This window comes from Acuticoccus sp. I52.16.1, assembly GCF_022865125.1.
Classification (GTDB): domain Bacteria; phylum Pseudomonadota; class Alphaproteobacteria; order Rhizobiales; family Amorphaceae; genus Acuticoccus.
The window spans coordinates 3,136,444-3,160,373 of sequence record NZ_CP094828.1; the positions used below are offsets into that span (position 1 = coordinate 3,136,444).

The window sequence follows — 23,930 nt, forward strand, 5'->3', positions numbered from 1 at the left end:
ATGTCGCAAGCCGCCGCCGCCCCCCTCGACCTGACCGCCCTCGACGCATGGATGGCCCGGACCGTCCCCGGCTACGCGGGCCCGCTGTCGGCCGAGAAGTTTGCCGGCGGCCAGTCCAATCCGACCTTCAGGCTCACCACGCCCGGCGATGCCTACGTGCTGCGCCGCAAGCCGCCCGGCACGCTGCTGAAGTCGGCCCATGCGGTGGATCGCGAGTTCCGCGTCCAGCACGCGCTCGCCGGCACCGCCGTCCCCGTCGCGCGCATGGTCGCGCTGTGCGAGGACGAGGACGTGATCGGCTCGATGTTCTACGTGATGGAGCACGTCGAGGCGCGCCACTTCGACGACCCGCGCACGCCCGAGCTGTCGCGCGAGGAGCGCGCCGCCGTCTTCGACGCCATGAACGCGACCGTCGCGGCCATCCATATGGTCGACCTGGGCGCGGTGGGGCTGGCGGACTACGGCCGCCCCGGCAACTATTTCGCCCGCCAGCTCGGCCGCTGGAGCACGCAGTACCGCGCGTCGGAAACGCGCCACATCGCCGACATGGAGGCCCTCATCGCCTGGCTGGAGGCCAACCTCCCCGAGGACGATGGCCGGCGCACGCTCGTCCATGGCGATTTCCGGCTCGACAATCTCCTCTTCCACCGCTCGCGCCCCGAGGTGAAGGCGGTGCTGGACTGGGAGCTGTCGACGCTCGGCCACCCCTTCGCCGATCTCGCGGCCATCCTCATGCAGTGGCGCCTCGAGCCCGGCACCACCGGCCGCGGCCTCGCCGGGGTGGACCGCGCCGCCGCCGGCATCCCCACCGACACCGCCTTCGTCGAGGCCTATTGCGCCCGCACCGGGATCGATGCGGTGCCGCACCTCAACGTCTACCTGGCGTTCTGCTTCTTCCGCATGGCGGGCATCCTGCAAGGCATCGAAAAGCGGCGGATCGACGGGAACGCCTCGAACCCTCAGCGTGCAGCCGCCGCCGGCGCGCTCGTCCCCCTCTACGCCGCGATGGGGCTGGAGGCCGCGTGCCATGGCTGAGCGCCGCACGCCCCCGCCCCGGCGCGCAGGTCCCGAACCCGCGTCGCAACCCGAAATCCTCTTGAGCATCTTGCGTCCGGCCCGGCCGGGGGCGAAGAAGGATGCGTGCCCATGACCTCCCCCGTGCCCGACGACTTCGACCAGAGCGACGACAACGACCGCAGTTTCGTGACCGCGCTGGCGCGGGGCCTCGACGTGCTCCGCTGCTTTCGCCCCAATGAGACGACCTTGACCAACCAGGACATCTCCGCCCGCACGGGGCTGCCCAAGCCCACGGTCACGCGCCTCACCTACACGCTGCGCCGCCTCGGCTATCTCGCCCACTCCGAGCGGACCGGCACCTACCGCCTCGGCGCGGGCGTCCTGTCGCTGGGGTACGGGGTCCTGGCCGGCATGGAGATCGGCGAGCGCGCCCAGGCCGAGTTGCGCCGTCTGGTGGACGAGGGCTCCAACCCGCACGTCACCGCCGCCCTCGCCGAGCGGCACCGCCTCAGCGCCGTCTACATGGCCGTCGCGCGTGCGCGGCACACCGTGTCGATGACGATGAACGTGGGCGCCCGCCTGCCGCTGTTCTCCTCGGCGATCGGCCGCGCGATCCTCGCCGGGATGCCGGAGGAAGAGCGCCAGCACATCGTGCTGTTGGCCAAGGCCGAGATGCCCGAGCGTATCCGCGAGGTGGAGGAGGGCGTCGAGGATGCCGTGGCCTCCTACGCCAAATACGGCTTCTGCACCTCGTTCGCCCACTGGCGCCCGGAGGTGAACGGCATCGCGGTGCCGATCATCTCGCTCAACGGTGACCGGATCTACGGTCTCAACGTCGGCGGCCCGTCCTTCCTGGTGTCGCCCGAGTGCCTGGCCGACGAGTATGGCGAGAGGCTGAAAGCCACCTGCGAGATCCTCAGCCAGCCCGCCCGCCAGTCCCCGGCCTGACCCGACAGAGACGCCTTGCCCCACGATATGACGCGGCCGATGACGGCCTATCCGGACCTCGACCCCGCCCTCAAGGAGGCGCCGTACCCACTCGAGGATCACCTCGGCTACGAGCTGGTGACCTGGGCCGAGGATCTCGCGGTGTTCCGCATGCCCGTGCGCACGTTCCACCGGAACCGCTACGGCATTCCGCACGGCGGCCTCTACACCGTCCTCCTGGACACGGTGATGGGCTACGCCGGATGCTACACCGGCGACCCCGCGGTGCGCCGCTTCGCGATGACCCTGTCCCTCACCACCAACTACCTCGCCCAACCCGGCGACGACCTGCTGATCGCGGAAGGCCGGCGCGTCGGCGGCGGCAAGCGCATCTACTTCGGCGAGGGGACCGTCTTCGACGGGAACGGCACCGTGTGCGCCCGCGCCACGGGCACCTTCCGCTATCGCACCGGCGGGTAGACGCTCGCGCCGGGAGGCGTCCCGGCGGGCACCGCGTGTCCCCTGTAGGCCGGCGGCACGGGTCGCGACCATGGGCCGCCCGCGAGGCGTGCCCGCGGCATGCGTGGGTCAGCGCAGCGGCAGCGCCGGGGCCATGAGCCGCGGCGACGGGGCGAGCGGGGCCAGCGGACCAGTGTCGAGGATGACGCCCTCGTGTGCCAGCAGCCAGCGCTTGCGCTCGATCCCGCCGCCATAGCCCGTCAACGACATGTTGGCGCCGATCACCCGGTGACACGGCACGAGGATCGCGATCGGGTTGGCGCCGTTCGCGAGGCCCACCGCGCGCACCGCCGCCGGCTTGCCGATGGCGGCGGCGAGTGCGCCGTAGCTCATCGTGTGGCCGGCCGGGATCGTCCGCAGCGCCGCCCAGACGTTGCGCTGGAACGGGGTGCCTCCGGTCTTGGTCGGGAGCGTGTCGAGCGCGGTGAGGTCGCCGGCGAAGTAAGCGTCGAACGCGGCCTTGATGGCCGGCTCCGGCGCCGTCTCCATCAGCGTGAATTCATGCCCCACGCGGCCGAAATGCAACCGCAGCAGGCGCAGCATGCGGCCCTCGTAGTCGTCGAAGTCGACGGCGCGGATCCGCTTCTCCTCGTCATGGACCAACCGCAGCGGGCCGAGCGGACTGGCGACGCGAGCCTGGTACAAAATGGGCAGCATGACTTCGATCCCCGACCAGAACGGCGATTATTGCGCCTGTTTGACGACTAGGATGGCGCGGTCCGACCCGTTCGGCAACCGCGCCGAACCGATCATGCGGCCATGTGGGATTCCATGACACGCTCCAGATGAAAGTCCGTGTCGCCGAGCTGCGCGTCGATCATCGTGAGCCGCTTGGCGTAGTGTGACAGCGCATATTCCCAAGTCATCGCGATGCCGCCGTGCATCTGGATCGTCTCCTCCGCGGTGAGCTTGGCGGCCCGGCCGATGAGGTTCTTGGCCATGGAACATGTGCGCGATTGCTCGGGGCTGCCCATCCGGCTCGCCGCCAGGATGGTGATCGACCGTGCCTGCTCGATCTCGATCGACACGTCCACCGCCCGGTGCTGGAGGGCCTGGAAGTCGCCGATGCGCTTGCCGAACTGCTTGCGCTCCTTGAGGTAGGCCAGCAGCGTCGCGAAGCTCCAGTCCATTGCCCCGACCGCCTCGGCACACAGCGCCAGCGCGCCCCAGTCGAGCGCGTCCTGCAGCGCCGCCGCGCCGTCGGCGAGGACGGTCCGCGCCGGCGCCGCGTCGAGGAAGACCTCGCCCGCCGGGCCGCCGTCGACCATGCCGTAGCCGGTGACGCTCGCCGCCGACCCGTCGACCTCGACGACGCCGAGCCGGCCGTCCACCTGTGCCGCAACCAGGACGCGATCCGCCCCCGGCGCGCCGTAGACGACGCTCTTGCGCCCTGTCACCGTGCCGCCGGCGGCCCGCGTCTCGATGAAATCGAGCGTGTAGGGGGCGCTCAGTTCGCCGACGGCGACGGCGTAGCGGGTGGCGCCGGAGAGCGCCGGCTCGAGGTCCTCGCCGGCCGCCGTCAGCAGGCGGATCGCCATCAACTGCGGCAGCACCGGCTCGGGGCAGAGGCCGCGGCCCAGCGCCTCGAACACCGTGACGACGTCGAACCCCGTGCCGCCGAAGCCGCCGTGCTCCTCCGGCGCCAGCGCCATCAGGGCGCCGAGTTCGGCGAAGGCGGCCCATTTGTCGGGCGCGTGGTAGGGCGCGGTGTAGGCGATCCGGTTGCGCGCGGCGATATCGTACTCGGCGGCCAGCCAGCGGGAGAGCGTGTCGGCCAGCATGCGCCGGTCGTCGGAAACCTCGAAGTCCATCGGCGTCCTCTTCAGAGCCCGAGCACGGTTTTGGTCAGAATATTGCGCTGGATCTCGTTGGATCCGCCGAAGATCGAGAGCTTGCGGTTGTTGAAGTAGCTCGCCGCCGCGTGCGCGTGTTCCGGCGCCACCAGCGCGGCGTTGCCCTCCAGATCCTCCGAGGGAAACGGCGCCGCCGCCGGCCCCAGCGCGCGACGCGAGAGGTCGTTCAGCGCCTGGCGGATCACCGTGCCCTTGATCTTCATCATCGAGGTCTCCGGCCCCGGTGCACCGTTCTTCTGCGCCTCGTAGAGGAGCCGCAGGTTGGTCACCTTCATGGCCTCGAGGTCGATCTCGATCTCGCAAAGGCGAGCGGCGAAGAGCGGGTTGTCGATCAGCCGCTTGCCGCCGCGCCGCTGCTCGCGGGCGAGCGCCTTCAGCCGCGTCAGCGCCTCGTTGGAGAAGCCGACGCCGGCGATCCCCGTCCGCTCGTGGGTGAGGAGGTACTTGGCGACCGTCCAGCCCTTGTTCTCCTCGCCGACGAGGTTTTCGGCCGGCACGCGAACGTCGGTGAAGAACACCTCGTTCACCTCGTGCCCACCCTCGATCAGCTTGATCGGCCGCACCTCGATGCCCGGCGTCGCCATGTCCACCAGAATGAAGCTGATGCCGGCCTGCGGCTTCACGTCCGGATCGGTGCGCACCAGGCAGAAGATGTGGTCGGCATGCTGGCCGAGCGTCGTCCACGTCTTCTGCCCGTTGATGACGTAGGCGTCGCCGTCCTTCACCGCGCGCGTCTTGAGCGAGGCGAGGTCGGAGCCGGCGCCGGGCTCGGAATAGCCCTGGCACCACCAGTCGGTCTGGTCGAGGATGCGCGGCAGGTAGTGGGCCTTCTGCGCCTCGGTGCCGAATTTCAGCAGCACCGGGCCCAGCATGTGGACGCCGAAGGAGACGATGCGCGGCGCGTGCGCCATCGCCGTCTCCTCGTCGAAGATGTGCCGCTCGACCGGGGTCCAGCCGGGGCCGCCTGCCTCCTTCGGCCAGGTGGTGGCGTACCAGTGCCGCTCTTCGAGCACCCGCTGCCAGCGTTCGTGGTCGTCCTTGGTCAAGGTCTTGCCGGTCTTCACCTTGTCGGCGATGTCCTGCGGCAGCTTGTGGGCGAGGAAGGCGCGCACTTCCTCGCGGAACGCCTCTTCCTCGGGGGTGAAGGACAGGTCCATCGCTCAGGCCCTTTCGTCGAGGTCGGCGAACGTCGTCCCGTCGGCGGCCATCCGGGCCAGCAGCGGGGGCACGCGCCAGAAGAAGGCGTCGTCCTCGGCGTAGGTCTCGATCCGGCGGACGAGCTCCGCGGCGCCGATGGTGTCGGCATAGAACATCGGCCCGCCGCGGAAGCGCGGGAAGCCGTAGCCGAACAGGAAGACCGCATCGATGTCGACCGGCCGCTGCGCGATGCCATCCTCCAGCACGCGCGCCCCTTCCGCGATCATCGCGGTCATGTACCGCTCGACGATCTCGTCGTCGGTGATCTCGCGGGGGGTGATGCCGGCCTCGGCACGCTCCTCTTCGATGATGCCGGCGACGGCCGGGTTGGGCCCCTCGCGGTCGCCGTAGAGGTAGTAGCCCTGGCCGGTCTTGCGCCCGAACCAGCCGCGCTCGCAGATGCGGTCGGCGATGGGAACGTAGCGCTCGCGCGGGTCGCGCGTCGGGGCGAGGCGCTTGCGCGTCATCATGCCGATGTCGAGGCCGGCGAGGTCGGCGACCGCGAAGGGGCCCATCGCGAAGCCGAAGTCCTCCAGCGCGGAGTCGATCTCCTGCGGACTGGCGCCGTCCATCACCAGATAGTCCGCCACCTTGCGATAGTGTGACAGGATGCGGTTGCCGATGAACCCGTCGCACACCCCCGCCCGCACGCCGACCTTGCCGAGCCGCTTGGCCAGCGCGAAGCCGGTGGCGACCACCTCCGGCGCGGTCTTCTCGGCGACGACGATCTCGAGGAGGCGCATGATGTGCGCGGGCGAGAAGAAGTGCAGGCCGAGGACGTCCGCCGGCCGCCCGGTCTCGGCGGCGATGGCGTCGATGTCGAGGTAGGACGTGTTCGACGCGAGGACCGCGCCCGGCTCCATCACGGCGTCGAGCTTGCGGAAGATCTCCTTCTTGACGTCCATGTCCTCGAACACGGCCTCGATCACGAGGTCGGCGCCGGCGAGGGCGTCGACCGCGGTCGTGGTGGTCAGCCGGGCGAGGGCGGCATCATGCTTCTCCTCGGTCAGCTTGCGCCGCTTCAGCGCGCCGGCGAGGTTCTTCTCGATGGTGCCGCGGCCGCGCGCCAGCGCCTCGTCGCTGACCTCCATCAGCGTGACCGGCAGGCCCGCGATCAGCGCGGCGGTGGCGATGCCGGAACCCATCGTGCCGCCGCCGATCACCGCGAGGCTCGCCACCTCGCGCGGCGTTGCGTCCTTCTCGGGGATCTTGGCGACCGCGCGCTCGGCGAAGAAGGCGTGGACGAGGGCGGCGCGCTGCGGGTGGGCGAGGCATTCCTGGAAGAGCCGCACCTCCTCGGCGAGGCCCTCGGCGATGGGAAGGCGGGCGGCGGCGACCGCCTCGATCGCCTTCATCGGCGCGACGAGTTTGCCCTTCGCCGCCGCCTTGGCCTTCGCCGCGGCGATCACCTCCGGGTCGACGTCGACCGACAGGTCGCAGGTGCGGCGCGTCGCCAGCGTGCCGTCGATGACGGCCTGGCCGGAGGCGACGGCGACGGTACGCGGGTCGCCGTCGGTCAGCGTGTCGAAGAGGCCGAGCGCGACCGCCTCGTCGGCCTTGATGCGCTTGCCGGTCGGGATCAGGTCGAGCGCGGCGGTGACGCCGGTGAGGCGCGGCATGCGCTGCGTGCCGCCCGCGCCCGGAAGGAGCCCGAGGTCCACCTCCGGAAAGCCGACCGTCAGCCCGGCGATGGCGACCCGCGTGTGGCAGCCGAGTGCCAGCTCCAGCCCGCCGCCCAGCGCGTAGCCGTGGCAGATGGCGACGACCGGCTTGTCCAGCGCCTCGATTTCGGTGATCAGCGCGTTGAGCAGCGGCTCCTTGCGGCCCTTGCCGAACTCGCGGATATCCGCCCCGGCGACGAACGAGCGGCCGACGCCGTAGAGCGCGATCACCTTCACGCCCGCATCCGCCGCGAACGCGTCGATCCCCTCCTTCAGACCGACGCGCAGCGCGTGCGAGGCGGCGTTGACCGGCGGGTTGTCGAAGCCGATGAGGCCGACCGGGCCTTCGCGTTCGATGATGACGGCGGTTTCGCTCATGGTGGATCGTCCAGGTTGATGGGGCGGCCACGCGGGGGCGGCCGACAGATGGATCACGCGATCGCCCGGCGCAGGTGCCCGGCCTGCCGCGCGCGCAGGATCGGCAGGATGGAGAGCGCCAGCCCGATCGCCGACAGCTCGATATGGCCGAGCCCGAGCGCCGGGATCGCCGGCACCGCGAAGAACAGCCCGCCCACGAAGAGCAGGAGCCGCATCGCCGCGCCGTCGAGCCCGAGCAGGGGACCGGCGAAACTCACATATCCCTGTAATGCCATGGAAATAAACGCCACGCCCACCAACGCCGTGATCAGCGTGACGATCACGTCGACCGTCGAGCCCTCGCCGATCAGGGCCGGGTTGAGGACGAAGAAGAACGGGATGATGTAGATGACGCTGCCGAGGCGCATCGCCTCCAGCCCCGCCTTCATGGCGTTGCCCTTGGCGAGCGTCGCGGCGGTGAAGGCGCCGAGCGCCACCGGCGGGGTGATGTAGCTGACCATGCCCCAGTAGAGGATGAAGAGGTGCACGGCGAGGACGTTAAGCCCGCCCTGCTCCAGCGCCGGCGCCAGCACGACGGCGAGGAAGATGTAGCAGGCCGTCACCGTCATCCCCATGCCGAAGACGAAGGCGGTGGCCGCGCCCATCAGGAGCAGCACGAAGGTGTTGTCGCCGGCGATGAAGACCAGCTCGTTGACGAGCGTTCCGGCGAGGCCCGTCGCCGAGAAGGCGCCGACTATGAGACCGACGCCGAGCAGGATCGCGACCAGCTCGGCGAGCGCCGCGCCGACGCCGACGATGAGGTTCTTCATCCCCTCCCACGAGAGCCGGTGCTTGGGGAGGATCTGGTTCACCACCAGGAGCAGCAGCGTGGAATAGAAGGGGGCCGCCGTCTCCATCCGCAGCACCAGCATCATGAAGATGAGCAGCGCGAAGACGCCGATATAGAGCCAGCCCTCGCGCAGCGTCGCGGCGAGGCGCGGCAGGTCCGGACGCGGGATGCCCTTGAGGCCGCGGCGCGCGGAGTAGGCGTCGATCTGCGTGAAGAGGCCGAAATAAAAGAGGAGTGAGGGGATGGCCGCCGCGACCGCGATGTCGACGTAGGGGCGTGACAGGAACGAGGCCATGACGAAGGCGGTGGCGCCCATGATCGGCGGCATCAGCACCCCGCCGGTGGACGCGCACGCCTCCGTGGCGGCGGCGGTGTTGGCCGAGAAGCCGGTCTTCTTCATGGCCGGGATGGAGACGGCGCCGGTGGTCAGAACGTTGGAGATCACCGAACCCGACATCGACCCCATGAAACCCGAAGCGAAGATCGAGACCTTGGCGGCGCCGCCGCGGTACTGGCCGACCAGCGCCATCGCGAGGTCGTTGAAGAACTGCCCGCCGCCGGTGCGTTGCAGCACCGCGCCGAACACGATGAAGCCGATGACGAGCCCGCCGAACGCCTTCATCGGGATGCCGAACGCGCTCTCCGACGAATAGACGTGGTAGGCGATCGCCTCCAGCGGCGGGCTCTGGAAGCCGGAGAACGGGTCCGGCACGTAGGACGCGAACATCGGGTAGAGCGCGAAGATGCTGACGATGGTGAAGAGCACCCAGCCGCCCGCGCGCCGCGTCGCCTCCACCACCAGCACCACGAAGACCACCGCCACCCACTGCGCCACCGGGGGCGCGGCGAACTCCCACGCCTCGGACAGGTTCTGGCCGGCGGTGGCGACGAGGTAGAGGCCCGTGGCGACGCTCGCGGCGACGAGCGCCCAGTCGACGAGCGGCACCTTACCGCCCTTGAAGCCGTCTCCCCGGAAGACGACGAAGGCGATGGCGAGGAAGAGGCCGCCGAGCGCGTAGAGGTAGCGCCCCTCGATGATGACGCCGAGGAATTTGAAGTTGAAGAGCTGGTAGACCACCAGCGCCACGCCCGAGACGGTGGCGACCAGCATCACCAGGCGCGCCGCGCCGTGGAAGGTCTCGGTCGGGTCGATCGGACCGATGTCGGCCGGCGGCGGGGCAGTGGGGCCGGATGCGGGGTCGCCGGGAGGGGAGGCGCTGGTCAAGGGTGTCTCACTCGAATGAGGGCCGTTCGAGGCGCCCCCGTCCGCGGGGGTCTGCCGCACGGCGAGGGCGGCCGGGGCCGCCTCCGCACGAAGATGCAGGCGGCGCCCGCAGGGTCGCCCCCGCGCGCCGCGACGGCAGGGTCAGAAGAAGACCTTGAAGCCGCCGTCCTTCAGCGCCTTGCGCCGCGCCTCGGCCCAGGCCTCCTCCCAATTGTCCGGGTTCTCGGCCTTCAAAGCCTCCCAGGCGGCGGCGAGAGCCTTCTGCCGGGCGACCAACTCGTCGTTGTGGGCCTGCGCGGCGTCGGTCCACACGCCGGCTTCCTTGTAGTAGCGGATCGCCCCGTCATGGTACGGCGCCACCCACTCGAAGTCCTGGAACTCCAGCGCCCAGCCGTTGATGCCCGGCGCCTTGCCTTTGTACTCGGGGTAGAGGTCGAACATCGCCTTCGTCATGTTGTAGACGAGGTCTTCGTCCTGCTCGGCCATCGCCGTCAGCACCGGGTAGGCATAGCCGGCGCCCTGGTAGCCGTCCGTGCCGTCGATGTCGGCGCCGACGGTGGCGAGGTTGGGGGTGAAGAAGGGCGCGATCGCCTTCATCCGGTCGAGCGCGGCGGTATCGTCCGGGTCGATCGGCGGCCAGAACAGGCCGCGCGGGCCGGTCGCCGCCTCGTAGGCCATGCCGGAGTTGGTCGAGGCGAACACCGCGTCGACCTGATCCTCGATCAGCCCGCGCCACGAGGCGCCGAAGCCGCCGAACTCGACCCGCTCCACGTCGTCCCAGGTGAGGCCGCCATAGGCGAGGTAGGCCTCGACGTTGACGTTGAGCGCCGGCGCGCCGACGACCCAGGCCACCCGCTTGCCCGCGAGGTCGGCATAGGTCTCGATCCCCTCGTCGGCCGCGACGCCGACGGAGAGGTTGATTGCGCCACCGTTGTTGGCCGCCAGCACGCGGACCGGCTGCGGCCCCCAGTTGGCCTCGCCGAACTCGAACACGCCTTCCTGCGCCATGAAGGAGCCGCCGACGCCGGTCGCGGAGAACTGCACCCGCCCGCGCCGCAGCGGCTCGGTGCGCGAGATGTCGTTCTTGCCGGGCAGCACGCGCAGGTTCACTCCGCCCGCGTCCTGCAGTGCGGCGCCGATGGCGACGGCCTGGTTGTAGCCGGCCGAGCCCGTATCGTACGCGGTCCAGGCGAGCTGGCGCGGCAGATCGAGGTCCTGGGCGAAGGCCGGCGCGTGGGCCGAGGCGGCCAAGGCCAGCGCGCATACCGCGGCGCTGAGGCGAAGTTGCATGTCGTTCCTCCGGTCCGATGGCGCGGCTCGCGCCTTATGTTGTTCGCTGCCACCCGCATCTTTCGCGCGGCTGCTCAAAGTTGTGGCAACGCATTTTCGCGGAATATCATTCCGCATGGCGGATTTTGTCAGCCGCCTACGACGAAAGTCAAGGTTTGCTGAACCAACCTTCGGCTGCTGCACTCCGGCCTGCGCGGACCCCTTCCGGCGGTCCGGGACGACCGATCCAGACACGAGGCAACCGGCCCGCACGGTGCCGAATCTCGCGGCAGATTTCCGGTCGGCTCAAATGGGAGGCATTTGCGAATGGGTCGGTTCTTGTTACGCTGCTGCAAGCCGGCAAAGGATCGGCACCATATGAAGAGACCCGGACCGGAGCCGGAGGAGGCAGGGCGGTAACCGCGACACTGTAGGCAGGAGGCCAGATGAGCGTCCAAGGCGATCCACAAGGCGATTTTGCCAGCCGCGCCGCCGGTTTCGACGGCGAGTCCCGCGGTTTCCGACGGCCTTTTCCGATCGCCGAGCGGGGCAGCGCCGCCCGCGCCCGCCGCTACGCCGCGCTCGACCTCGGGACCAATAACTGCCGCCTCCTGATCGCCGAAGCACGCGGCTCCGGCTTCCGCGTGGTCGACGGGTTCTCCCGCATCGTGCGCCTCGGCGAGCGGCTCTCCAGCGACGGTGTCCTCTCGGATGCGGCGATGGATCGCGCCATCGCCGCCCTCAAGGTCTGTGCCGACAAGCTGGACCTCGCCGAGGTCAGCTCCGCCCGCCTCGTCGCCACCGAAGCGTGCCGTGCCGCCCGCAACGGCGCCGCCTTCACCACTCGGATTCGCGCCGAGACCGGCCTCGAGATCGAGGTGGTCGACCGTGAGACCGAGGCGCGTCTCGCCGTCGCCGGCTGCGCGCCCCTGATCGACGACGACGCCGAGGGCGTCCTCCTGTTCGACATCGGCGGCGGCTCGTCCGAGATCGTCTGGATCGACCTCACCAGCCGCTACCGCCTCTCCGGCACGGCCCTGGTGCGCTGCATTCGCGCCTGGACGTCGCTTCCGGTGGGCGTGGTGACGCTGGCCGAGCGGCACGGCGGCACCGAGGTCGACGAGCACGTCTTCGCCGACATGGTCGCCGACGTGCGCCAGATGCTGGAGCGTATCGACCCGCGCGGCGTGCTGGCCGAGGCAGTCGCCCGCGGCAAGATCCACCTCCTCGGCACGTCCGGCACCGTGACCACCCTCGCCGGCCTCTTCCTGGGGCTGAAGCGCTACGACCGCCGCCAGGTCGACGGCACCTGGCTCGACCATCAACAGATCGACACGCTGATCGCCCAGCTCCTGTCGATGGATTTCAACGAGCGGGTCGCCAATCCGTGCATCGGCGCGGACCGGGCGGACCTTGTGCTGGCGGGCTGCGCCATCCTAGAAGCGATCCGTCAGCGTTGGCCGTGCGAGCGGCTGCGTGTGGCGGACCGGGGATTGCGCGAAGGAATGCTCATGGAGCTGATCGAACACGACCGCCTGGCGCGACATCGCTCCCGCCGCCAGCGCGTGTCCGCGATGGGCGCCGTGCCGACGCTCGCCTGACGTGTCGAAAGGCAAAGGGCCGCCCGCGAAGGGCGGCGGCAAGCGTCCGGGCTCGGGCGGGGGCGGCGGCGAACGCACGCTGAACCAACGCGTGAAGACGGCGCGTGGGCGGAAGCTCTCGTCCACCCTCTGGATCCAGCGCCAGCTGAACGATCCTTACGTCCAGAAGGCGCGCGCCGCCGGATACCGCTCGCGCGCCGCCTACAAGCTGATCGAGATCGACGACCGCTTCTCCATCCTGAAGCCGGGGCGGGTGGTGGTGGACCTCGGCGCGGCGCCGGGCGGTTGGAGCCAGGTCGCCGGCGAGCGCGCCAAGTCGAGCCGCGCCAAACCCATCGTCGCCATCGACATTCTGCCGATGGACCATATCGAGGGCGTCACCTTCCTGCACCAGGACTTCAGCGAGGACAGCGCGCCCGACCGCCTGATCGAAGCGCTCGACGGTCGCCGGCCCGACGTCGTCCTCTCCGACCTCGCGCCCGAGACCACCGGTCACCGCGCGACGGACCATCTGCGCATCGTCGGCCTCGCCGAGCTGGCCTACGATTTCGCCTGCCGTACCCTGGCGCCGGGCGGCACCTTCCTCGCCAAGGTCTACCAGGGCGGTGCCGAGGGGGAGTTGCTCGTCGCGCTGCGCCGCGATTTCCGCAGCGTGCGCCACGTCAAGCCGCCGGCCTCCCGACCCGCCTCGCCGGAAACCTACGTCCTCGCCACCGGTTTCCGCGGCGGCCCGCGCGAGGACGCGGACGATGGGGGCGACCTCTAGGCCCGCCCGGCCCTTCGGTGCGGCCACACCCGCGGGGGCTCTGGCACCACGCGTGAACGGCCACCCTGGGAGCCGCCCTGCCCCGTGAAGGGACGGGCGGCCTCGGCGGGTGGCGCGTCAGCGGTCAGGGAGGAGGCGGCCGGGGTTCATCAGGTCGTCGGGATCGAACGCGTCTTTCACCGCCCGCATCATGGCGAGCTCGACCTCGTCGCGGACCGAGGGGAGGAGGGCGCGTTTCATGACGCCGACACCGTGCTCGGCGGCGATCGAGCCGCCGTAGCGACGCACCACGGCGTGCACCGCCTCGTTGACCTCCTCCCAGCGGGCCAGGAACCCGGCCTTGTCGGCTCCCTCGGGCTGGGAAAGGTTGTAGTGGATGTTGCCGTCGCCCAGGTGTCCGAACGCCACCGGCCGTGCCGCCGGCACCACCGAGAGGGCCGCCGCCGTCGCCTCGGTCAGGAACGCCGGCACGTCCGCCACCGGCACCGACACGTCATGCTTGATCGAGCCGCCGAGCACGGATTGCGACTCGCTCATCAGCTCGCGGATCTGCCAGAGCTCCCGCGCCTCGCCGAGCGATTGCGAGACCACCGCGTCCGACACCAGCCCCTGCTCGTAGGCGCGCATCAAGACCTGCTCCAGGACGTCGCGCATCGGCCGCTCGGGCAGGAAGGTCGACGCCTCGATCAGGACGGCCCACTCGGGGGTCTCGGCGAACGGTTGGCGCGTCTCCGGGCGGTGGCGGGCGACGATCTCGAGGCCGATCCGCGGGATCAGCTCGAAGCCGGTGAGCGCGTCGCCCAGCGCACCGCGGACCTGGCCCAGCAGCGCGAGCGCGTCGGCCGGGGAGGCGACGCCGACCATCGCCACGTCCAGTGCGTGCGGCTTGGGCACGAGCTTCAGCACCGCGCGGGTGACGACGCCGAGCGTCCCCTCCGCGCCGATGAAGAGATGTTTCAGGTCGTAGCCGACATTGTCCTTGTGCAGCGCGCGCAATCCGTTCCAGACGCGGCCGTCCGGCAGCACCACCTCCAGCCCCAGCACCTGGTTGCGCATGTTGCCGTAGGCGAGCACGCCGACGCCGCCGGCGTTGGTGGAGATCAGCCCGCCGATCCGCGCCGAGCCCTTCGAGGCGAGCGACAGCGGAAACATCAGCCCCGCCGCGTCCGCCGCGTCGTGCACCTCGGAGAGGATCGCCCCGGCCGAGACCGTGACGCACGTACCCGCGACGTTGACCGGCTCGATCGCCGTCATCCGGTCGAGCGACAGGACGACCTCGCCCTCGCGCGGGATCTGGCCGCCGACGAGACCGGTGTTGCCGCCTTGCGGGACGATCGGCACCGCGTGCCGCGCGGCCAGGCGCATGATGGCGGAGACCTGATCGGTGTCGCGCGGCCGCAGCACGAAGGGCGCCTTGCCCTGATAGAGGTTGCGCCACTCCGTCTGATAGGGGGCCATGCGCGCCGGGTCGTCCAGCAACGCGTCCGGGCCGAGCTCGGCGACGATGGCGTCCCGAAACGCGCCGAGGGCGCTGGGCCGTGTTTCGGTTGAGACATCGGACATTGTATCGGCTCCGCTTGCTTGGCCTGAGGGGCGCCTTTATGTAGGACGTCCTTCTCGGACTTGTCCGCATCTTACGACCCAAAGGCACTCCTAATGAACGGCTCCGGCATTCTCGCGGGTAAACGCGGACTGATTTTCGGGGTCGCGAACAAGATGTCCATCGCCTGGGGCATTGCCCAGGCGGCGCGCCAACAGGGCGCGGAATTGGCGCTGACTTACCAGGGGGAGGCGCTGAAGAAGCGCGTCGAGCCGCTGGCTCAGTCGCTCGACGCCAAGGTGTTCGGCCACCTCGACGTGACGGACCCCACCTCGATGGACGCCGTTTTCGACACCGTGAAGAACGAGTGGGGGTCGATCGACTTCCTCGTTCACGCCATCGCATTCTCCGACAAGAACGAGCTGACCGGCCGCTATATCGAGACCAGCGCCGAGAATTTCAAAAACTCGCTCTTCATCTCCTGCTACTCGTTCACCGACATCGCGCGCCGCGCCGAGCCGCTGATGAACGACGGCGGCTCCATGCTGACCCTGACCTATTACGGTGCCGAAAAGGTGATGCCGCACTATAACGTGATGGGTGTCGCCAAGGCCGCGCTGGAGGCGTCGGTGAAGTACCTCGCGGCGGATCTCGGCCCCGTCGGCATCCGCGTCAACGCGCTCTCGGCCGGCCCGATCAAGACGCTGGCGGCGTCCGGCATCGGCGACTTCCGCTATATTCTGAAGTGGAACGAGTTCAACGCGCCGATGCGCAAGACCGTCTCGATCGAGGACGTCGGCGGGGCGGCGGCCTACCTGCTCTCGCCGCTCTCGCGCGGGGTGACCGGCGAGGTCCACCACGTCGATTCCGGCTACCATGTCGTCGGCATGAAGGCGGTGGACGCGCCGGACATCACCAAGGCCGTCTCGGAGAGCTGAGGTCATTTCCATGTTGCCGGACGGCGTCCGCCTCATCCACGTCCGCCATGGGCAGACGGACTGGAACGTCGCCGGCCGCCTGCAGGGCCAGCTCGACATTCCGATCAACGCCGTCGGCCAGGGGCAGGCGAACGAGAACGGGCGCCGGCTGAAGGCCTGGCTGGACGGCGAAGGCATCGCGCCGGACCACTTCGCGTTCGTCTCCTCCCCGCTCGGCCGCTCGCGCGAGACGATGAACCGGATTCGCGACGAGCTGGGCCTCGGCGGCGCGTGGGCGACGGACGACCGCCTGAAGGAGGTGAGCTTCGGCGAGTGGGCCGGCTTCACCTACCAGGAGCTGCGCGAGGACGGCCGCGAGGCGCTGGTCCGCGCGCGCAAGAAGGACAAGTGGAGCTTCCGCCCGCCCGGCGGTGAAACCTACGCCGAACTCGCCGAGCGGGTCGGCGCGTGGCTGGAGACGCTGGAGCGCGACACGATCGCCGTCACCCATGGCGGCGTCCACCGCGTGTTGTTCGGCCATCTCTGCGGCACGCCTTGGCACGAGGTGCCGAGCCTCCCGGTGCCGCAGGACAAGGTGTTCGTGTTTGAGGGCGACGGCGCCGTCCGCACCGTCTGACCGCCCTCCCGGCGCTACTTCGGCAGCAGCACACCGTCGATGACGTGGACGACGCCGTTCGACTGGAACACGTCGGTCTGGACGATGCGGTGCATGTGGCCGCTCTCGTCGTAGATCCGCGTGCCCTTCACGCTGACCGGTCCGCCCTCGACGGTGCTGAGGTTGGCGAGATCGTCCGGGCTGCGGCCGGCCTGGCTGGCGAGGTCGCCGGCCGACATGGTTCCGGGGACGACGTGATAGGTGAGGATCGCGGTCAGCTTGTCGCGGTTCTCCGGCTTCAGCAGCGTTTCGACCGTGCCGGGCGGCAGCGCCTCGAAGGCGGCGTTGGTCGGCGCGAAGACGGTGAAGGGGCCGGGGCCGGCGAGAGTGTCGACCAGCCCGGCGGCCTTCACGGCGGCGACGAGCGTGGTCAGGTTCGGGGCCTGCGAAGCATTCTGCGCGATCGGCTTGTCCGGATACATCGGCGCGCCGCCGACCTTCGGGATCGTCTGTGCTTGCGCAGTCATCGCGCAGCCGCCGATAGCAACGGCGGCGAGGCCGCCGATGAACTTTGCCTTGAGTGACATGGATGTTCTCCCTGGGTCCTCGATGTGCGCCCGGTTTTTCGAGCGCCTATTCCCAATTACGCGCACATTTGTTTTTCGGATGAGATGATGTGCGATTTTTTCTTTGCGGCGCTGCGGGCGGGGGGCGGGCGCGGGTGGCGCGACACCCTTGGCAGCGGCGGCGCGGTGGGCTTATGACGCCAGCGCGCCCGCGGTTCCGGCCGCGCCGAGATCCAAGGACGTCATGAGCCACAACACCTTCGGCCACCTCTTCCGCGTCACCACCTTCGGCGAGAGCCACGGGCCCGCGATCGGCGGCATCGTCGACGGGTGTCCTCCGGGGATCCGCCTCGATCTGGCGACCATCCAGGGCTACATGGACCGCCGCCGGCCCGGCCAGAGCCGCCACACCACGCAGCGGCGCGAGCCGGACACGGTGGAGCTGAAGTCCGGCGTGATGGAGACCGAGGACGGGCTGTTGACCACCGGCACGCCGATCGCGATCTATATCGAGAACGTCGACCAGCGCTCGAAGGACTACTCCAAGATCGCCGACCGCTACCGCCCCGGTCACGCGGACTACACCTACGACGCCAAGTACGGCATCCGCGACTATCGCGGCGGCGGGCGCTCCTCGGCGCGCGAGACCGCCGTGCGCGTGGCGGCGGGCGCGATCGCCCGTGCGGTGATCCCGCAGGTCGCCATCCGCGGCGCGCTGGTGGAGATGGGCGGCGACAAGGCCGCGGGGCGCGACTTCTCGATCGTCGACCGGAACGACTTCTTCAGCCCCGACGCCGCCGCGGCCGAGCGCTGGGCGACCCGGCTCGACGAGGTGAGGAAGGCCGGCTCGTCGCTCGGCGCGGTGGTGGAGATCGTCGCCGAGGGGGTGCCGCCCGGCTGGGGCGCGCCGCTCTACGGCAAGCTCGACGGGGACCTCGCGGCGGCGATGATGTCGATCAACGCGGTCAAAGGCGTCGAGATCGGCGACGGGTTCGAGGCCGCGCGTCTCACCGGCGAGGAGAACGCCGACGAGATGCGCCTGCGCGAGGACGGCGGCAACGCCGGGCCGGTGTTCCTCTCCAACCACGCCGGCGGCATCCTGGGCGGCATCTCCAACGGGGCGCCCGTGGTGGCGCGCTTCGCGGTGAAGCCGACGTCGTCCATCCGCACCCCGCGCCGCTCGGTCACGCGTGGCGGCGAGGAGGTCGACGTCGCGACCACCGGCCGGCACGACCCGTGCGTGGGCATCCGCGCGGTGCCGGTGGGCGAGGCGATGATGGCGATCGTGCTGGCCGACCACTTCCTGCGCCACCGCGGCCAGATCGGCTGATCCGCGGCGCCGGTTCCGGTGCGTCCGCTACGCCGCGCCGGGCCGGCGGGCGAGGACCAGCAGCGCGCCGAAGACGATCATCCCGTATCCCGACGCGCGCTGCATGAGATGCAGCTTGGAGCCGGCGAACGATGCCGCGAGATGGCCGAGCCCGGCGTAGAAGCCCAGCACGATCCACTCCATCACCAGGAAGATCGCGCCGACCTCGAGGTAGCCGGCGACGTAGTCGTCCGCCGGGACGAACTGCGGCAGGAAGGCCGCGAAGATCAGCATCGCCTTGGGATTGCTGAGCGCGGTCAGCGCCTCGCGTTGGAAGCCCTGGCGCGTGGTGAGCGTCGGCGGCACCGCATCCGGCGCCGGGGCGCGGGCGCTGCGCACGATCTTGATGCCGATCCACACGAGGTAGGCGGCACCGGCGAACTTCAGCGCCGTGAACGCGGCCGCCGAGGCCGACAGGATGATGCCGAGGCCGAGGCCCGACAGCGCGATCATCGGCACGAACACCAGGATGCGCCCCAGCCCCGCGCGCATGGCGAAGCCGATGCCATGGTGCGCGCCGTGGGTGAGGGCCAGCAGGTTGTTGGGGCCGAACGCGAGATTGAGCGCGAAGCAGGCCGGCAGAAAGATCGCGTAGTTCATGGCGGAGCACTCGAGGGGGCTGTGCGCCGCATAAAGGCTGCGACGGATTTTCGCAATTGCTCGCCGGCACACCCGCCCGAGGGGGAGTGCGTGGTGGCGTCGCGGCGCCGCGTGGTCTAAGCGGACGGTGTATGTTTGCCCCGCCTGGCGGGGCCGGAAGGGGAGGTTCGCAGTTGAGCGACATGGCGGGCCGCATGGCCGCGGCGTTGCGCGCGTTCGAGCGCGGTGAGTTGGTCGTCGTCACCGACGACGACGATCGGGAGAACGAGGGCGACCTCATCTGCGCCGCCTCGCTGGCGACGCCGGAGAAGCTGGCGTTCATGATCCGCCACACCTCCGGCATCATCTGCGCACCGATGACGCGCGACTCGGCGCGCCGCCTCTCCCTCGCCCCCATGGTGGCCGACAATGACGCCCCGCTCGCGACCGCGTTCACCGTGTCGGTCGACGTCAAGCACGGGCTGACCACCGGCATTGCCGCCGAAGAGCGCTGCAACACCGTGCGCGCGCTCGCCAACCCCAACTCCGGTGCGGCGGACTTCGTGCGGCCGGGCCACATCTTCCCGCTGATCGCGCGGGAGGGCGGGGTGCTGATCCGCTCCGGCCACACCGAGGCGGCGATCGACCTGTGCCTCCTCACCGGGGTCGCCCCGGTCGGCGTCCTGTCCGAGTTGGTCAACGACGACGGCACGGTGATGCGCGGCGCCGCCGTCTCCGAGTTCGCCCAGAAGCACAACCTGGTGCAGATCTCGCTGAACGACATCATCGCCTGGCGCCAGCGCCACGAGCGGTTGGTCGAGCGCATCCTCGACGAGACGCGGACCTTCCCGTCCGGCCCGGCGCGCGTCCTCACCTATCGCACCCCGTTCGACCCGCTGCAGCACCTCGCAGTGGTCGTGGGCGACATTCGCGACGGCGCGGATGTCCCGGTGCGGCTGACGCGCGAGCATGTGGTCGACGACGTCTTCGGTCCGGCCGGTCCGCGCGCCGTGCTCGAGCGTTTCCAGGCCGAGGGTCGGGGCGTGCTCGTCTACCTGCGCGACGGCGGCGTCGGCGTCGCCGCGGCGGCCGCGATGGCCGACAAGGACGAGGTTCACGACAGCGCCCAGGCCCGCGTTCGCGAGTGGCGCGAGATCGGCCTCGGCGCGCAGATCCTGCGGGATCTCGGCGTCGGCTCGATCCGCCTGCTGGCCTCGCAGGACCGGCATTATGTGGGCCTCGAGGGCTTCGGCATCACCATCACCGCCACGGAGCAAGTCACCGCGAATGGATGACGGCGACATGGACGCAATCCCCCCAGAGCATCCCCGCCCCGAGCGCGAACCCAAGCTGCCGCGCGCTTTCGCGACCGGCTACCGGGCGCACATGGGCGACATGATGGTCTACGGGGGCGGCGTGCTGACGATCATCGGCGTGCTGGCGACGTTCATCAACGCGGCGCCGGTGTTCCTGCTGATCAGCCTCGCGGGGACGATCTCGGCCGCCTACTTCCGGCCGACGATCGACACGCAGCGGCCGCAGCTCGGCGCCGACGTCAACGGCATCTATGTCGCCCGCTTCGGCATCCTGCCGTGGGAGCGGGTGGCGGACATGCGCATCGAGTACCACGCGCTGCGCACGATGCAGCTCTCCACGCTGGTGATCGTGCCCTCCGGCCCCCTGTCGGAGGCGATCGTCCAGCCCGACCGGGTGCCGCTGGCCGAGCGGTTCGCCTCCCGCAACGCGCGCCTGAAGGCGGGCGAGATCCGCGTGCCGCTGCACCCGCTGGCGATGAAGCCGGAGGACATCGAGGCGCGGCTGAAGGCGCTGCGCGCCGCTGCGGGATAGCGACGCCCACTCGGCCCCGGTCTGCTCCAGATCCCGGTCAGGCTGAGGCCGGCGTCAGCCGCCGTTTTTCTGGCCGATGCCGAGGCGCTGGAAGCCCTCCATCCGCGCCGGCCGCTTGGCCGAGATGCGCTTCGAGTTGACGCCCGCCCAACCGATCTCGCCCGACAGGCGGCCGTACTCGATCTTCGGGCAGCGGTTCTGGATCACCGTGATGCCGGCGGCCTCGGCCTTGGCCGCGGCCTCGTCGTTGCGCACGCCGAGCTGTAGCCACAGCACCTGCGGCACGGTCTCCATCTGCAACACCTCGTCGACGACGCCCGGCACCGCGTCCGAGCCGCGGAAGACGTCGACCATGTCGACCGGGGCGGTGAGGTCGGCCAGCGTGGCGACCACGGTCTGGCCATGGATCGTCTTCCCGGCGTGGCCGGGGTTGATCGGGATCACCGTGTAGCCCTTCTCGACGAGGTACTTCAGCACGAAGGCCGAGGGGCGGGTCAGATTGGCCGACGCGCCGACCATGGCGATGGTCTTCACCTTGGCGAGGACATTCTCGATCAGCGCGTCGTCATAGCGGTCGTGGTTCAACATATATGCGCTACATTTCCTCTATTTTAGGTTGTTGCTCCGTTGTAGCATATTCACAACGGGCAGTTTGGTGACGGGAGCATCGATCGTGCTGACCCTGTTTCGCTATGTCCTATTTGCCGGCGGCGTCTTCTTCTGGGCGTACGCGGGGGTGCGGCTCGTCCGCTACGTGGAGGCGCGCACCTTCATCGTAGTGGAAGATAGCGCGTTGGTTCAGATGCTCGATGCCATTGCCGAACGGGTGATCGTGCAGGACGTGCTGTGGGGCTTCGCGGCGTTCTTCGCCTTCGCGGTGCTGACGATCCTGCAACGCCACTTCGCGCCGATGCGCGCGCCGGGCGACCTGCGCGCGCCGTCGCTGGCCGCGCCGCGCCGCGCCGCGCTCGCCGCGCCGCAATACTTCGAGCCGTCGATGCGGACCCTCACAGCCGACCCGGCCGACGCCCATTGGATCGACCAGCGCTGGGGCTGGCGCGGCGAGCTGAACGGCCGCAGCCTCTACATGATGGAGGCCGGCGCGGGGCGCTACCGGTTGTGGCTGTGCTACGTGGACGGCGCGCACATCGGCTCCTACAAGACGCGCAGCATCGCGCGGGCGGCGGCCGAGCGTGCGGCCCATGACGACGACGGGTCCGCACACGCCGCCTGACACCACCGCCGCCGGCCGCTCCGCCCGAAGGCGGGACGGCCGGCCCCGCGCGGGCTCAGGCGGCCTTTTCTTCGGCGAGGGCGCGTTGCACGGCGGGTCGCTCGTTCATGCGCGCGCGGTGCGCCATCACCTTGGGGAACTGCGCGGTGTCCACCTTGTCGATCTCCAGCCAGCGGCCGAGCGTGTAGAGATAGCCGTCCGCCACGGTGAACTGCTCGCCCATCACCCACGGCCCCTCGAGGGCCTTCTCCACCAGGGTGAAGGCCTCGGCCATCGTCTGGGGCACCTTGGCGCGCATCGTCTCCATGGCGGCTTCGTCGTCGGTCCAGCGGTAGGCCCGCCGGCCATGCGCGTGGGCAACGTGGACGGTGGTCGCCAGGTAGCTGTTGAACGATTGCAGCTTGGCGAGGGCGACCGGGTCGTTCATCGGCGCGAGCTTAGCGGTCGGGTAGCTCTGGGCGACGAAGATCAGGAGCGCCGGCGTCTCGGTCAGGACGCCGTCCGGCGTGACCAGGGCCGGCACCCGGCCGAGTGGATTGATCGCGAGATATTCGGGCGAGCGCTGCTCGTTCTCGGCCATCTTGACGCGGCGGATGGCATAGTCGGCGCCCGCTTCGGCGAGCGCGAGGTGCGTGGCGAAGGCGCAGGAGCCCGGCGACGTGAAGAGGGTCAGCATGATCGGTTATTTGTCCTGCCAGTCGGCGGGCCGCTTGGTGGCGAAGGCGTCGAGCCCTTCGCGACCGTCGGCGAGGAGGAGGTTGTCGACCATCGCCCGGGTGGCGAGGGCGTAGGCCTCGGGGAGGGGGAGGCCGGCCTGGGCGCCGGCGGTGCGCTTGCCGATGGCGAGTACCGCGGCCGACTTCCGGGCGATGTGATCGGCGAGCGCCATCGTCTCCGCGGTCAGCGACGCGGCCGGTACGACGCGGTTGACGAGGCCGATCCGCTCGGCCCGCGCCGCGTCGACGACGTCCCCGGTCATCAGCAGTTCGGCGGCGTGCTTGCCCGGCACCGTGCGCATCAGCGGGACGGCCGGGGTGGAGCAGTAGAGCCCGAAGGTGACGCCGGTGGTGCCGAACCGGGCGGTATCGGCGGCGACGGCGAGGTCGCACGCGGCGACGAGCTGGCAGCCGGCCGCGACCGCGACGGCGTGCACCTCGGCGATCACCGGCTGAGGCGCGCTCGCGATCGCCAGCATCATGTCCGAGCATTGGTTGAAGAGGGCGGTGAAGAAGGCTCGGCCGCCGTCCGCGTCGCCGTGATGGCGGGCCATCGCCTTCATGTCGTGCCCGGCGCAGAAGGCCGGACCGTCGCCGGCGATGACGATGACGCGCGCGTCCGGCGCATCGAGTGCGGTCTTGAGGGCGGTCATCATCTCCGGTGTCAGGAGATTGCGCGATGCGGGGCGATTGAGCACGATGCGCCGCACGCGTCCCTCGTCGGTGACGAGGACCTGCGGCGCGTCGACTGTCGTCTCTCTTAGGGGAGCGTTCATCGTCGGACCTTTCAGCCAATGAGCGCCTCAGTCAATGCACCTTGCGGACGTCAAAGACTACCTCGCCGCCGATTTCCCGCAGGTCTTCGGCTCCGGATCGATCGCCGTGGAGGCGGCCGAGGGGGGCGTCGCCACCCTGGCGCTGACGCCGGGGGAGGCGCACCTGCGTCCCGGCGGCATCGTCTCGGGACCGACGCTGATGATGCTGGCGGACGCGGCCGCCTATGCCGCGCTGCTGTCGCTGACGGGCGAGGCGAAGATGGCGGTGACGACCAACCTCAACATCTCGTTCCTGCGTGCGGGGGCGGCGGGGGCGCCGATCCGCATGGTGGCGCGCGTGGTCAAGCCGGGTCGGCGCCTCTCGGTCATCGTGGCGGAGGCGTTCTCCGGCGAGGCGTTGCTGGCGCATTGCACGATGACTTACGCGATGCCGGCCACGGATGCGACGGTGGTATCCTGATACCTTGCCACTAACGCTATGATTTTATTGGTGTAAAAGATTTTTCTTGACGAATGCGCCGCGAGCC

Annotated in this window: 24 protein-coding genes; 12 read left to right on the plus strand and 12 right to left on the minus strand. The window is 70.0% G+C overall.

Annotated elements, in window-relative coordinates:
* The 3 genes from MRB58_RS14245 to MRB58_RS14255 all read left to right on the plus strand — a co-directional run bounded on the left by MRB58_RS14245 (position 1) and on the right by MRB58_RS14255 (position 2,424).
* Entirely contained in the window at positions 1-1,035 is a 1,035-nt protein-coding gene (locus MRB58_RS14245) for a phosphotransferase family protein (protein ID WP_244777791.1), read from the plus strand.
* Between the two features lie 111 nt (positions 1,036-1,146).
* The gene (locus tag MRB58_RS14250; protein ID WP_244777792.1) at positions 1,147-1,965 is read left to right on the plus strand and encodes an IclR family transcriptional regulator; all 819 of its coding nucleotides are present in this window, start codon (positions 1,147-1,149) and stop codon (positions 1,963-1,965) included.
* A 39-nt stretch (positions 1,966-2,004) separates the two neighbouring features.
* Entirely contained in the window at positions 2,005-2,424 is a 420-nt protein-coding gene (locus MRB58_RS14255; protein ID WP_244777793.1) for a PaaI family thioesterase, read from the plus strand.
* Between the two features lie 108 nt (positions 2,425-2,532).
* Here the strand turns inward: MRB58_RS14255 and ogt are convergent, their stop codons facing one another.
* The 6 genes from ogt to MRB58_RS14285 all read right to left on the minus strand — a co-directional run bounded on the left by ogt (position 2,533) and on the right by MRB58_RS14285 (position 10,896).
* Positions 2,533-3,120, minus strand: a complete 588-nt coding sequence (gene ogt / locus MRB58_RS14260) for a methylated-DNA--[protein]-cysteine S-methyltransferase (protein WP_244777794.1) — start codon at positions 3,118-3,120, stop codon at positions 2,533-2,535.
* Between the two features lie 92 nt (positions 3,121-3,212).
* Positions 3,213-4,274 carry an acyl-CoA dehydrogenase family protein gene (locus tag MRB58_RS14265; protein ID WP_244777795.1) on the minus strand — a complete coding sequence of 354 codons (1,062 nt, stop codon included), beginning with the start codon at positions 4,272-4,274 and terminating at the stop codon, positions 3,213-3,215.
* An 11-nt stretch (positions 4,275-4,285) separates the two neighbouring features.
* Complete coding sequence (locus MRB58_RS14270) at positions 4,286-5,473, minus strand: acyl-CoA dehydrogenase family protein (RefSeq protein ID WP_244777796.1); 1,188 nt, start codon at positions 5,471-5,473, stop codon at positions 4,286-4,288.
* Between the two features lie 3 nt (positions 5,474-5,476).
* Positions 5,477-7,552 (minus strand): 3-hydroxyacyl-CoA dehydrogenase NAD-binding domain-containing protein, encoded by a 2,076-nt coding sequence (locus MRB58_RS14275; RefSeq protein ID WP_244777797.1) that lies wholly within the window; start codon positions 7,550-7,552, stop codon positions 5,477-5,479.
* Between the two features lie 53 nt (positions 7,553-7,605).
* Positions 7,606-9,606: a TRAP transporter fused permease subunit gene (locus tag MRB58_RS14280; protein WP_244777798.1), complete on the minus strand. Its 2,001-nt coding sequence runs from the start codon at positions 9,604-9,606 to the stop codon at positions 7,606-7,608.
* Between the two features lie 141 nt (positions 9,607-9,747).
* Positions 9,748-10,896 carry a TAXI family TRAP transporter solute-binding subunit gene (locus tag MRB58_RS14285; protein WP_244777799.1) on the minus strand — a complete coding sequence of 383 codons (1,149 nt, stop codon included), beginning with the start codon at positions 10,894-10,896 and terminating at the stop codon, positions 9,748-9,750.
* 425 nt (positions 10,897-11,321) lie between these two features.
* On the opposite strand from MRB58_RS14285, the gene MRB58_RS14290 reads away from it, so the two are divergent.
* Together MRB58_RS14290 and MRB58_RS14295 are read left to right on the plus strand one after the other, a co-directional pair.
* Positions 11,322-12,476: a Ppx/GppA phosphatase family protein gene (locus MRB58_RS14290; RefSeq protein WP_244777800.1), complete on the plus strand. Its 1,155-nt coding sequence runs from the start codon at positions 11,322-11,324 to the stop codon at positions 12,474-12,476.
* Between the two features lie 91 nt (positions 12,477-12,567).
* Positions 12,568-13,242, plus strand: coding sequence for an RlmE family RNA methyltransferase (locus tag MRB58_RS14295; RefSeq protein ID WP_371747180.1), 675 nt, complete (start codon positions 12,568-12,570; stop codon positions 13,240-13,242).
* Positions 13,243-13,359: 117 nt separating this feature from the next.
* Here the strand turns inward: MRB58_RS14295 and MRB58_RS14300 are convergent, their stop codons facing one another.
* On the minus strand, positions 13,360-14,805 hold the full coding sequence (locus tag MRB58_RS14300; RefSeq protein ID WP_244777801.1) for an FAD-binding oxidoreductase: 1,446 nt from the start codon (positions 14,803-14,805) through the stop codon (positions 13,360-13,362).
* 93 nt (positions 14,806-14,898) lie between these two features.
* Here MRB58_RS14300 and fabI point away from each other — a divergent pair, with 93 nt between their 5' ends.
* Positions 14,899-15,720: an enoyl-ACP reductase FabI gene (gene fabI / locus MRB58_RS14305; protein ID WP_244777802.1), complete on the plus strand. Its 822-nt coding sequence runs from the start codon at positions 14,899-14,901 to the stop codon at positions 15,718-15,720.
* Between the two features lie 10 nt (positions 15,721-15,730).
* Positions 15,731-16,336, plus strand: a complete 606-nt coding sequence (locus MRB58_RS14310) for a histidine phosphatase family protein (RefSeq protein WP_244777803.1) — start codon at positions 15,731-15,733, stop codon at positions 16,334-16,336.
* A gap of 14 nt (positions 16,337-16,350) precedes the next feature.
* On the opposite strand, the gene MRB58_RS14315 is transcribed toward MRB58_RS14310, so the two are convergent.
* A complete protein-coding gene (locus MRB58_RS14315; RefSeq protein WP_244777804.1) occupies positions 16,351-16,902 on the minus strand; it encodes a fasciclin domain-containing protein in 552 nt (183 codons plus the stop codon).
* 223 nt (positions 16,903-17,125) lie between these two features.
* On the opposite strand from MRB58_RS14315, the gene aroC reads away from it, so the two are divergent.
* The gene (gene aroC / locus MRB58_RS14320; protein WP_244777805.1) at positions 17,126-18,211 is read left to right on the plus strand and encodes a chorismate synthase; all 1,086 of its coding nucleotides are present in this window, start codon (positions 17,126-17,128) and stop codon (positions 18,209-18,211) included.
* A gap of 27 nt (positions 18,212-18,238) precedes the next feature.
* Here the strand turns inward: aroC and MRB58_RS14325 are convergent, their stop codons facing one another.
* Positions 18,239-18,850, minus strand: a complete 612-nt coding sequence (locus tag MRB58_RS14325) for a LysE family translocator (protein WP_244777806.1) — start codon at positions 18,848-18,850, stop codon at positions 18,239-18,241.
* Positions 18,851-19,032: 182 nt separating this feature from the next.
* Between MRB58_RS14325 and ribB the strand changes: the two genes are divergently transcribed.
* Both ribB and MRB58_RS14335 read left to right on the plus strand, forming a co-directional pair.
* Entirely contained in the window at positions 19,033-20,124 is a 1,092-nt protein-coding gene (gene ribB / locus MRB58_RS14330) for a 3,4-dihydroxy-2-butanone-4-phosphate synthase (RefSeq protein ID WP_244781991.1), read from the plus strand.
* Between the two features lie 7 nt (positions 20,125-20,131).
* Complete coding sequence (locus MRB58_RS14335) at positions 20,132-20,677, plus strand: hypothetical protein (RefSeq protein ID WP_244777807.1); 546 nt, start codon at positions 20,132-20,134, stop codon at positions 20,675-20,677.
* A gap of 54 nt (positions 20,678-20,731) precedes the next feature.
* Here the strand turns inward: MRB58_RS14335 and MRB58_RS14340 are convergent, their stop codons facing one another.
* On the minus strand, positions 20,732-21,262 hold the full coding sequence (locus MRB58_RS14340; protein WP_244781992.1) for a CoA-binding protein: 531 nt from the start codon (positions 21,260-21,262) through the stop codon (positions 20,732-20,734).
* 88 nt (positions 21,263-21,350) lie between these two features.
* Here MRB58_RS14340 and MRB58_RS14345 point away from each other — a divergent pair, with 88 nt between their 5' ends.
* The gene (locus MRB58_RS14345) at positions 21,351-21,911 is read left to right on the plus strand and encodes a hypothetical protein (protein ID WP_244777808.1); all 561 of its coding nucleotides are present in this window, start codon (positions 21,351-21,353) and stop codon (positions 21,909-21,911) included.
* 55 nt (positions 21,912-21,966) lie between these two features.
* On the opposite strand, the gene MRB58_RS14350 is transcribed toward MRB58_RS14345, so the two are convergent.
* Both MRB58_RS14350 and MRB58_RS14355 read right to left on the minus strand, forming a co-directional pair.
* Positions 21,967-22,587 (minus strand): glutathione S-transferase family protein, encoded by a 621-nt coding sequence (locus MRB58_RS14350; protein ID WP_244777809.1) that lies wholly within the window; start codon positions 22,585-22,587, stop codon positions 21,967-21,969.
* A gap of 6 nt (positions 22,588-22,593) precedes the next feature.
* Positions 22,594-23,403, minus strand: coding sequence for an enoyl-CoA hydratase (locus MRB58_RS14355; protein ID WP_244777810.1), 810 nt, complete (start codon positions 23,401-23,403; stop codon positions 22,594-22,596).
* Positions 23,404-23,437: 34 nt separating this feature from the next.
* Here MRB58_RS14355 and MRB58_RS14360 point away from each other — a divergent pair, with 34 nt between their 5' ends.
* Positions 23,438-23,863 carry a PaaI family thioesterase gene (locus MRB58_RS14360; protein WP_244777811.1) on the plus strand — a complete coding sequence of 142 codons (426 nt, stop codon included), beginning with the start codon at positions 23,438-23,440 and terminating at the stop codon, positions 23,861-23,863.
* The last annotated feature ends 67 nt before the right edge of the window (positions 23,864-23,930 follow it).

Excerpts from the sequence above, each read along its gene's own strand:
- MRB58_RS14325 (WP_244777806.1), bottom strand. The coding sequence starts at position 18,850 with ATGAACTACGCGATCTTTCTGCCGGCCTGCTTCGCGCTCAATCTCGCG.
- MRB58_RS14250 (WP_244777792.1), top strand. The coding sequence starts at position 1,147 with ATGACCTCCCCCGTGCCCGACGACTTCGACCAGAGCGACGACAACGAC.
- MRB58_RS14245 (WP_244777791.1), top strand. The coding sequence starts at position 1 with ATGTCGCAAGCCGCCGCCGCCCCCCTCGACCTGACCGCCCTCGACGCA.
- MRB58_RS14355 (WP_244777810.1), bottom strand. The coding sequence starts at position 23,403 with ATGAACGCTCCCCTAAGAGAGACGACAGTCGACGCGCCGCAGGTCCTC.
- MRB58_RS14350 (WP_244777809.1), bottom strand. The coding sequence starts at position 22,587 with ATGCTGACCCTCTTCACGTCGCCGGGCTCCTGCGCCTTCGCCACGCAC.
- fabI (WP_244777802.1), top strand. The coding sequence starts at position 14,899 with ATGAACGGCTCCGGCATTCTCGCGGGTAAACGCGGACTGATTTTCGGG.
- aroC (WP_244777805.1), top strand. The coding sequence starts at position 17,126 with ATGAGCCACAACACCTTCGGCCACCTCTTCCGCGTCACCACCTTCGGC.
- MRB58_RS14315 (WP_244777804.1), bottom strand. The coding sequence starts at position 16,902 with ATGTCACTCAAGGCAAAGTTCATCGGCGGCCTCGCCGCCGTTGCTATC.
- MRB58_RS14335 (WP_244777807.1), top strand. The coding sequence starts at position 20,132 with ATGGACGCAATCCCCCCAGAGCATCCCCGCCCCGAGCGCGAACCCAAG.
- MRB58_RS14270 (WP_244777796.1), bottom strand. The coding sequence starts at position 5,473 with ATGGACCTGTCCTTCACCCCCGAGGAAGAGGCGTTCCGCGAGGAAGTG.
- ogt (WP_244777794.1), bottom strand. The coding sequence starts at position 3,120 with ATGCTGCCCATTTTGTACCAGGCTCGCGTCGCCAGTCCGCTCGGCCCG.
- MRB58_RS14275 (WP_244777797.1), bottom strand. The coding sequence starts at position 7,552 with ATGAGCGAAACCGCCGTCATCATCGAACGCGAAGGCCCGGTCGGCCTC.
- MRB58_RS14290 (WP_244777800.1), top strand. The coding sequence starts at position 11,322 with ATGAGCGTCCAAGGCGATCCACAAGGCGATTTTGCCAGCCGCGCCGCC.
- MRB58_RS14265 (WP_244777795.1), bottom strand. The coding sequence starts at position 4,274 with ATGGACTTCGAGGTTTCCGACGACCGGCGCATGCTGGCCGACACGCTC.
- MRB58_RS14310 (WP_244777803.1), top strand. The coding sequence starts at position 15,731 with ATGTTGCCGGACGGCGTCCGCCTCATCCACGTCCGCCATGGGCAGACG.
- MRB58_RS14285 (WP_244777799.1), bottom strand. The coding sequence starts at position 10,896 with ATGCAACTTCGCCTCAGCGCCGCGGTATGCGCGCTGGCCTTGGCCGCC.
- MRB58_RS14255 (WP_244777793.1), top strand. The coding sequence starts at position 2,005 with ATGACGGCCTATCCGGACCTCGACCCCGCCCTCAAGGAGGCGCCGTAC.
- ribB (WP_244781991.1), top strand. The coding sequence starts at position 19,033 with ATGGCGGGCCGCATGGCCGCGGCGTTGCGCGCGTTCGAGCGCGGTGAG.
- MRB58_RS14300 (WP_244777801.1), bottom strand. The coding sequence starts at position 14,805 with ATGTCCGATGTCTCAACCGAAACACGGCCCAGCGCCCTCGGCGCGTTT.
- MRB58_RS14360 (WP_244777811.1), top strand. The coding sequence starts at position 23,438 with ATGCACCTTGCGGACGTCAAAGACTACCTCGCCGCCGATTTCCCGCAG.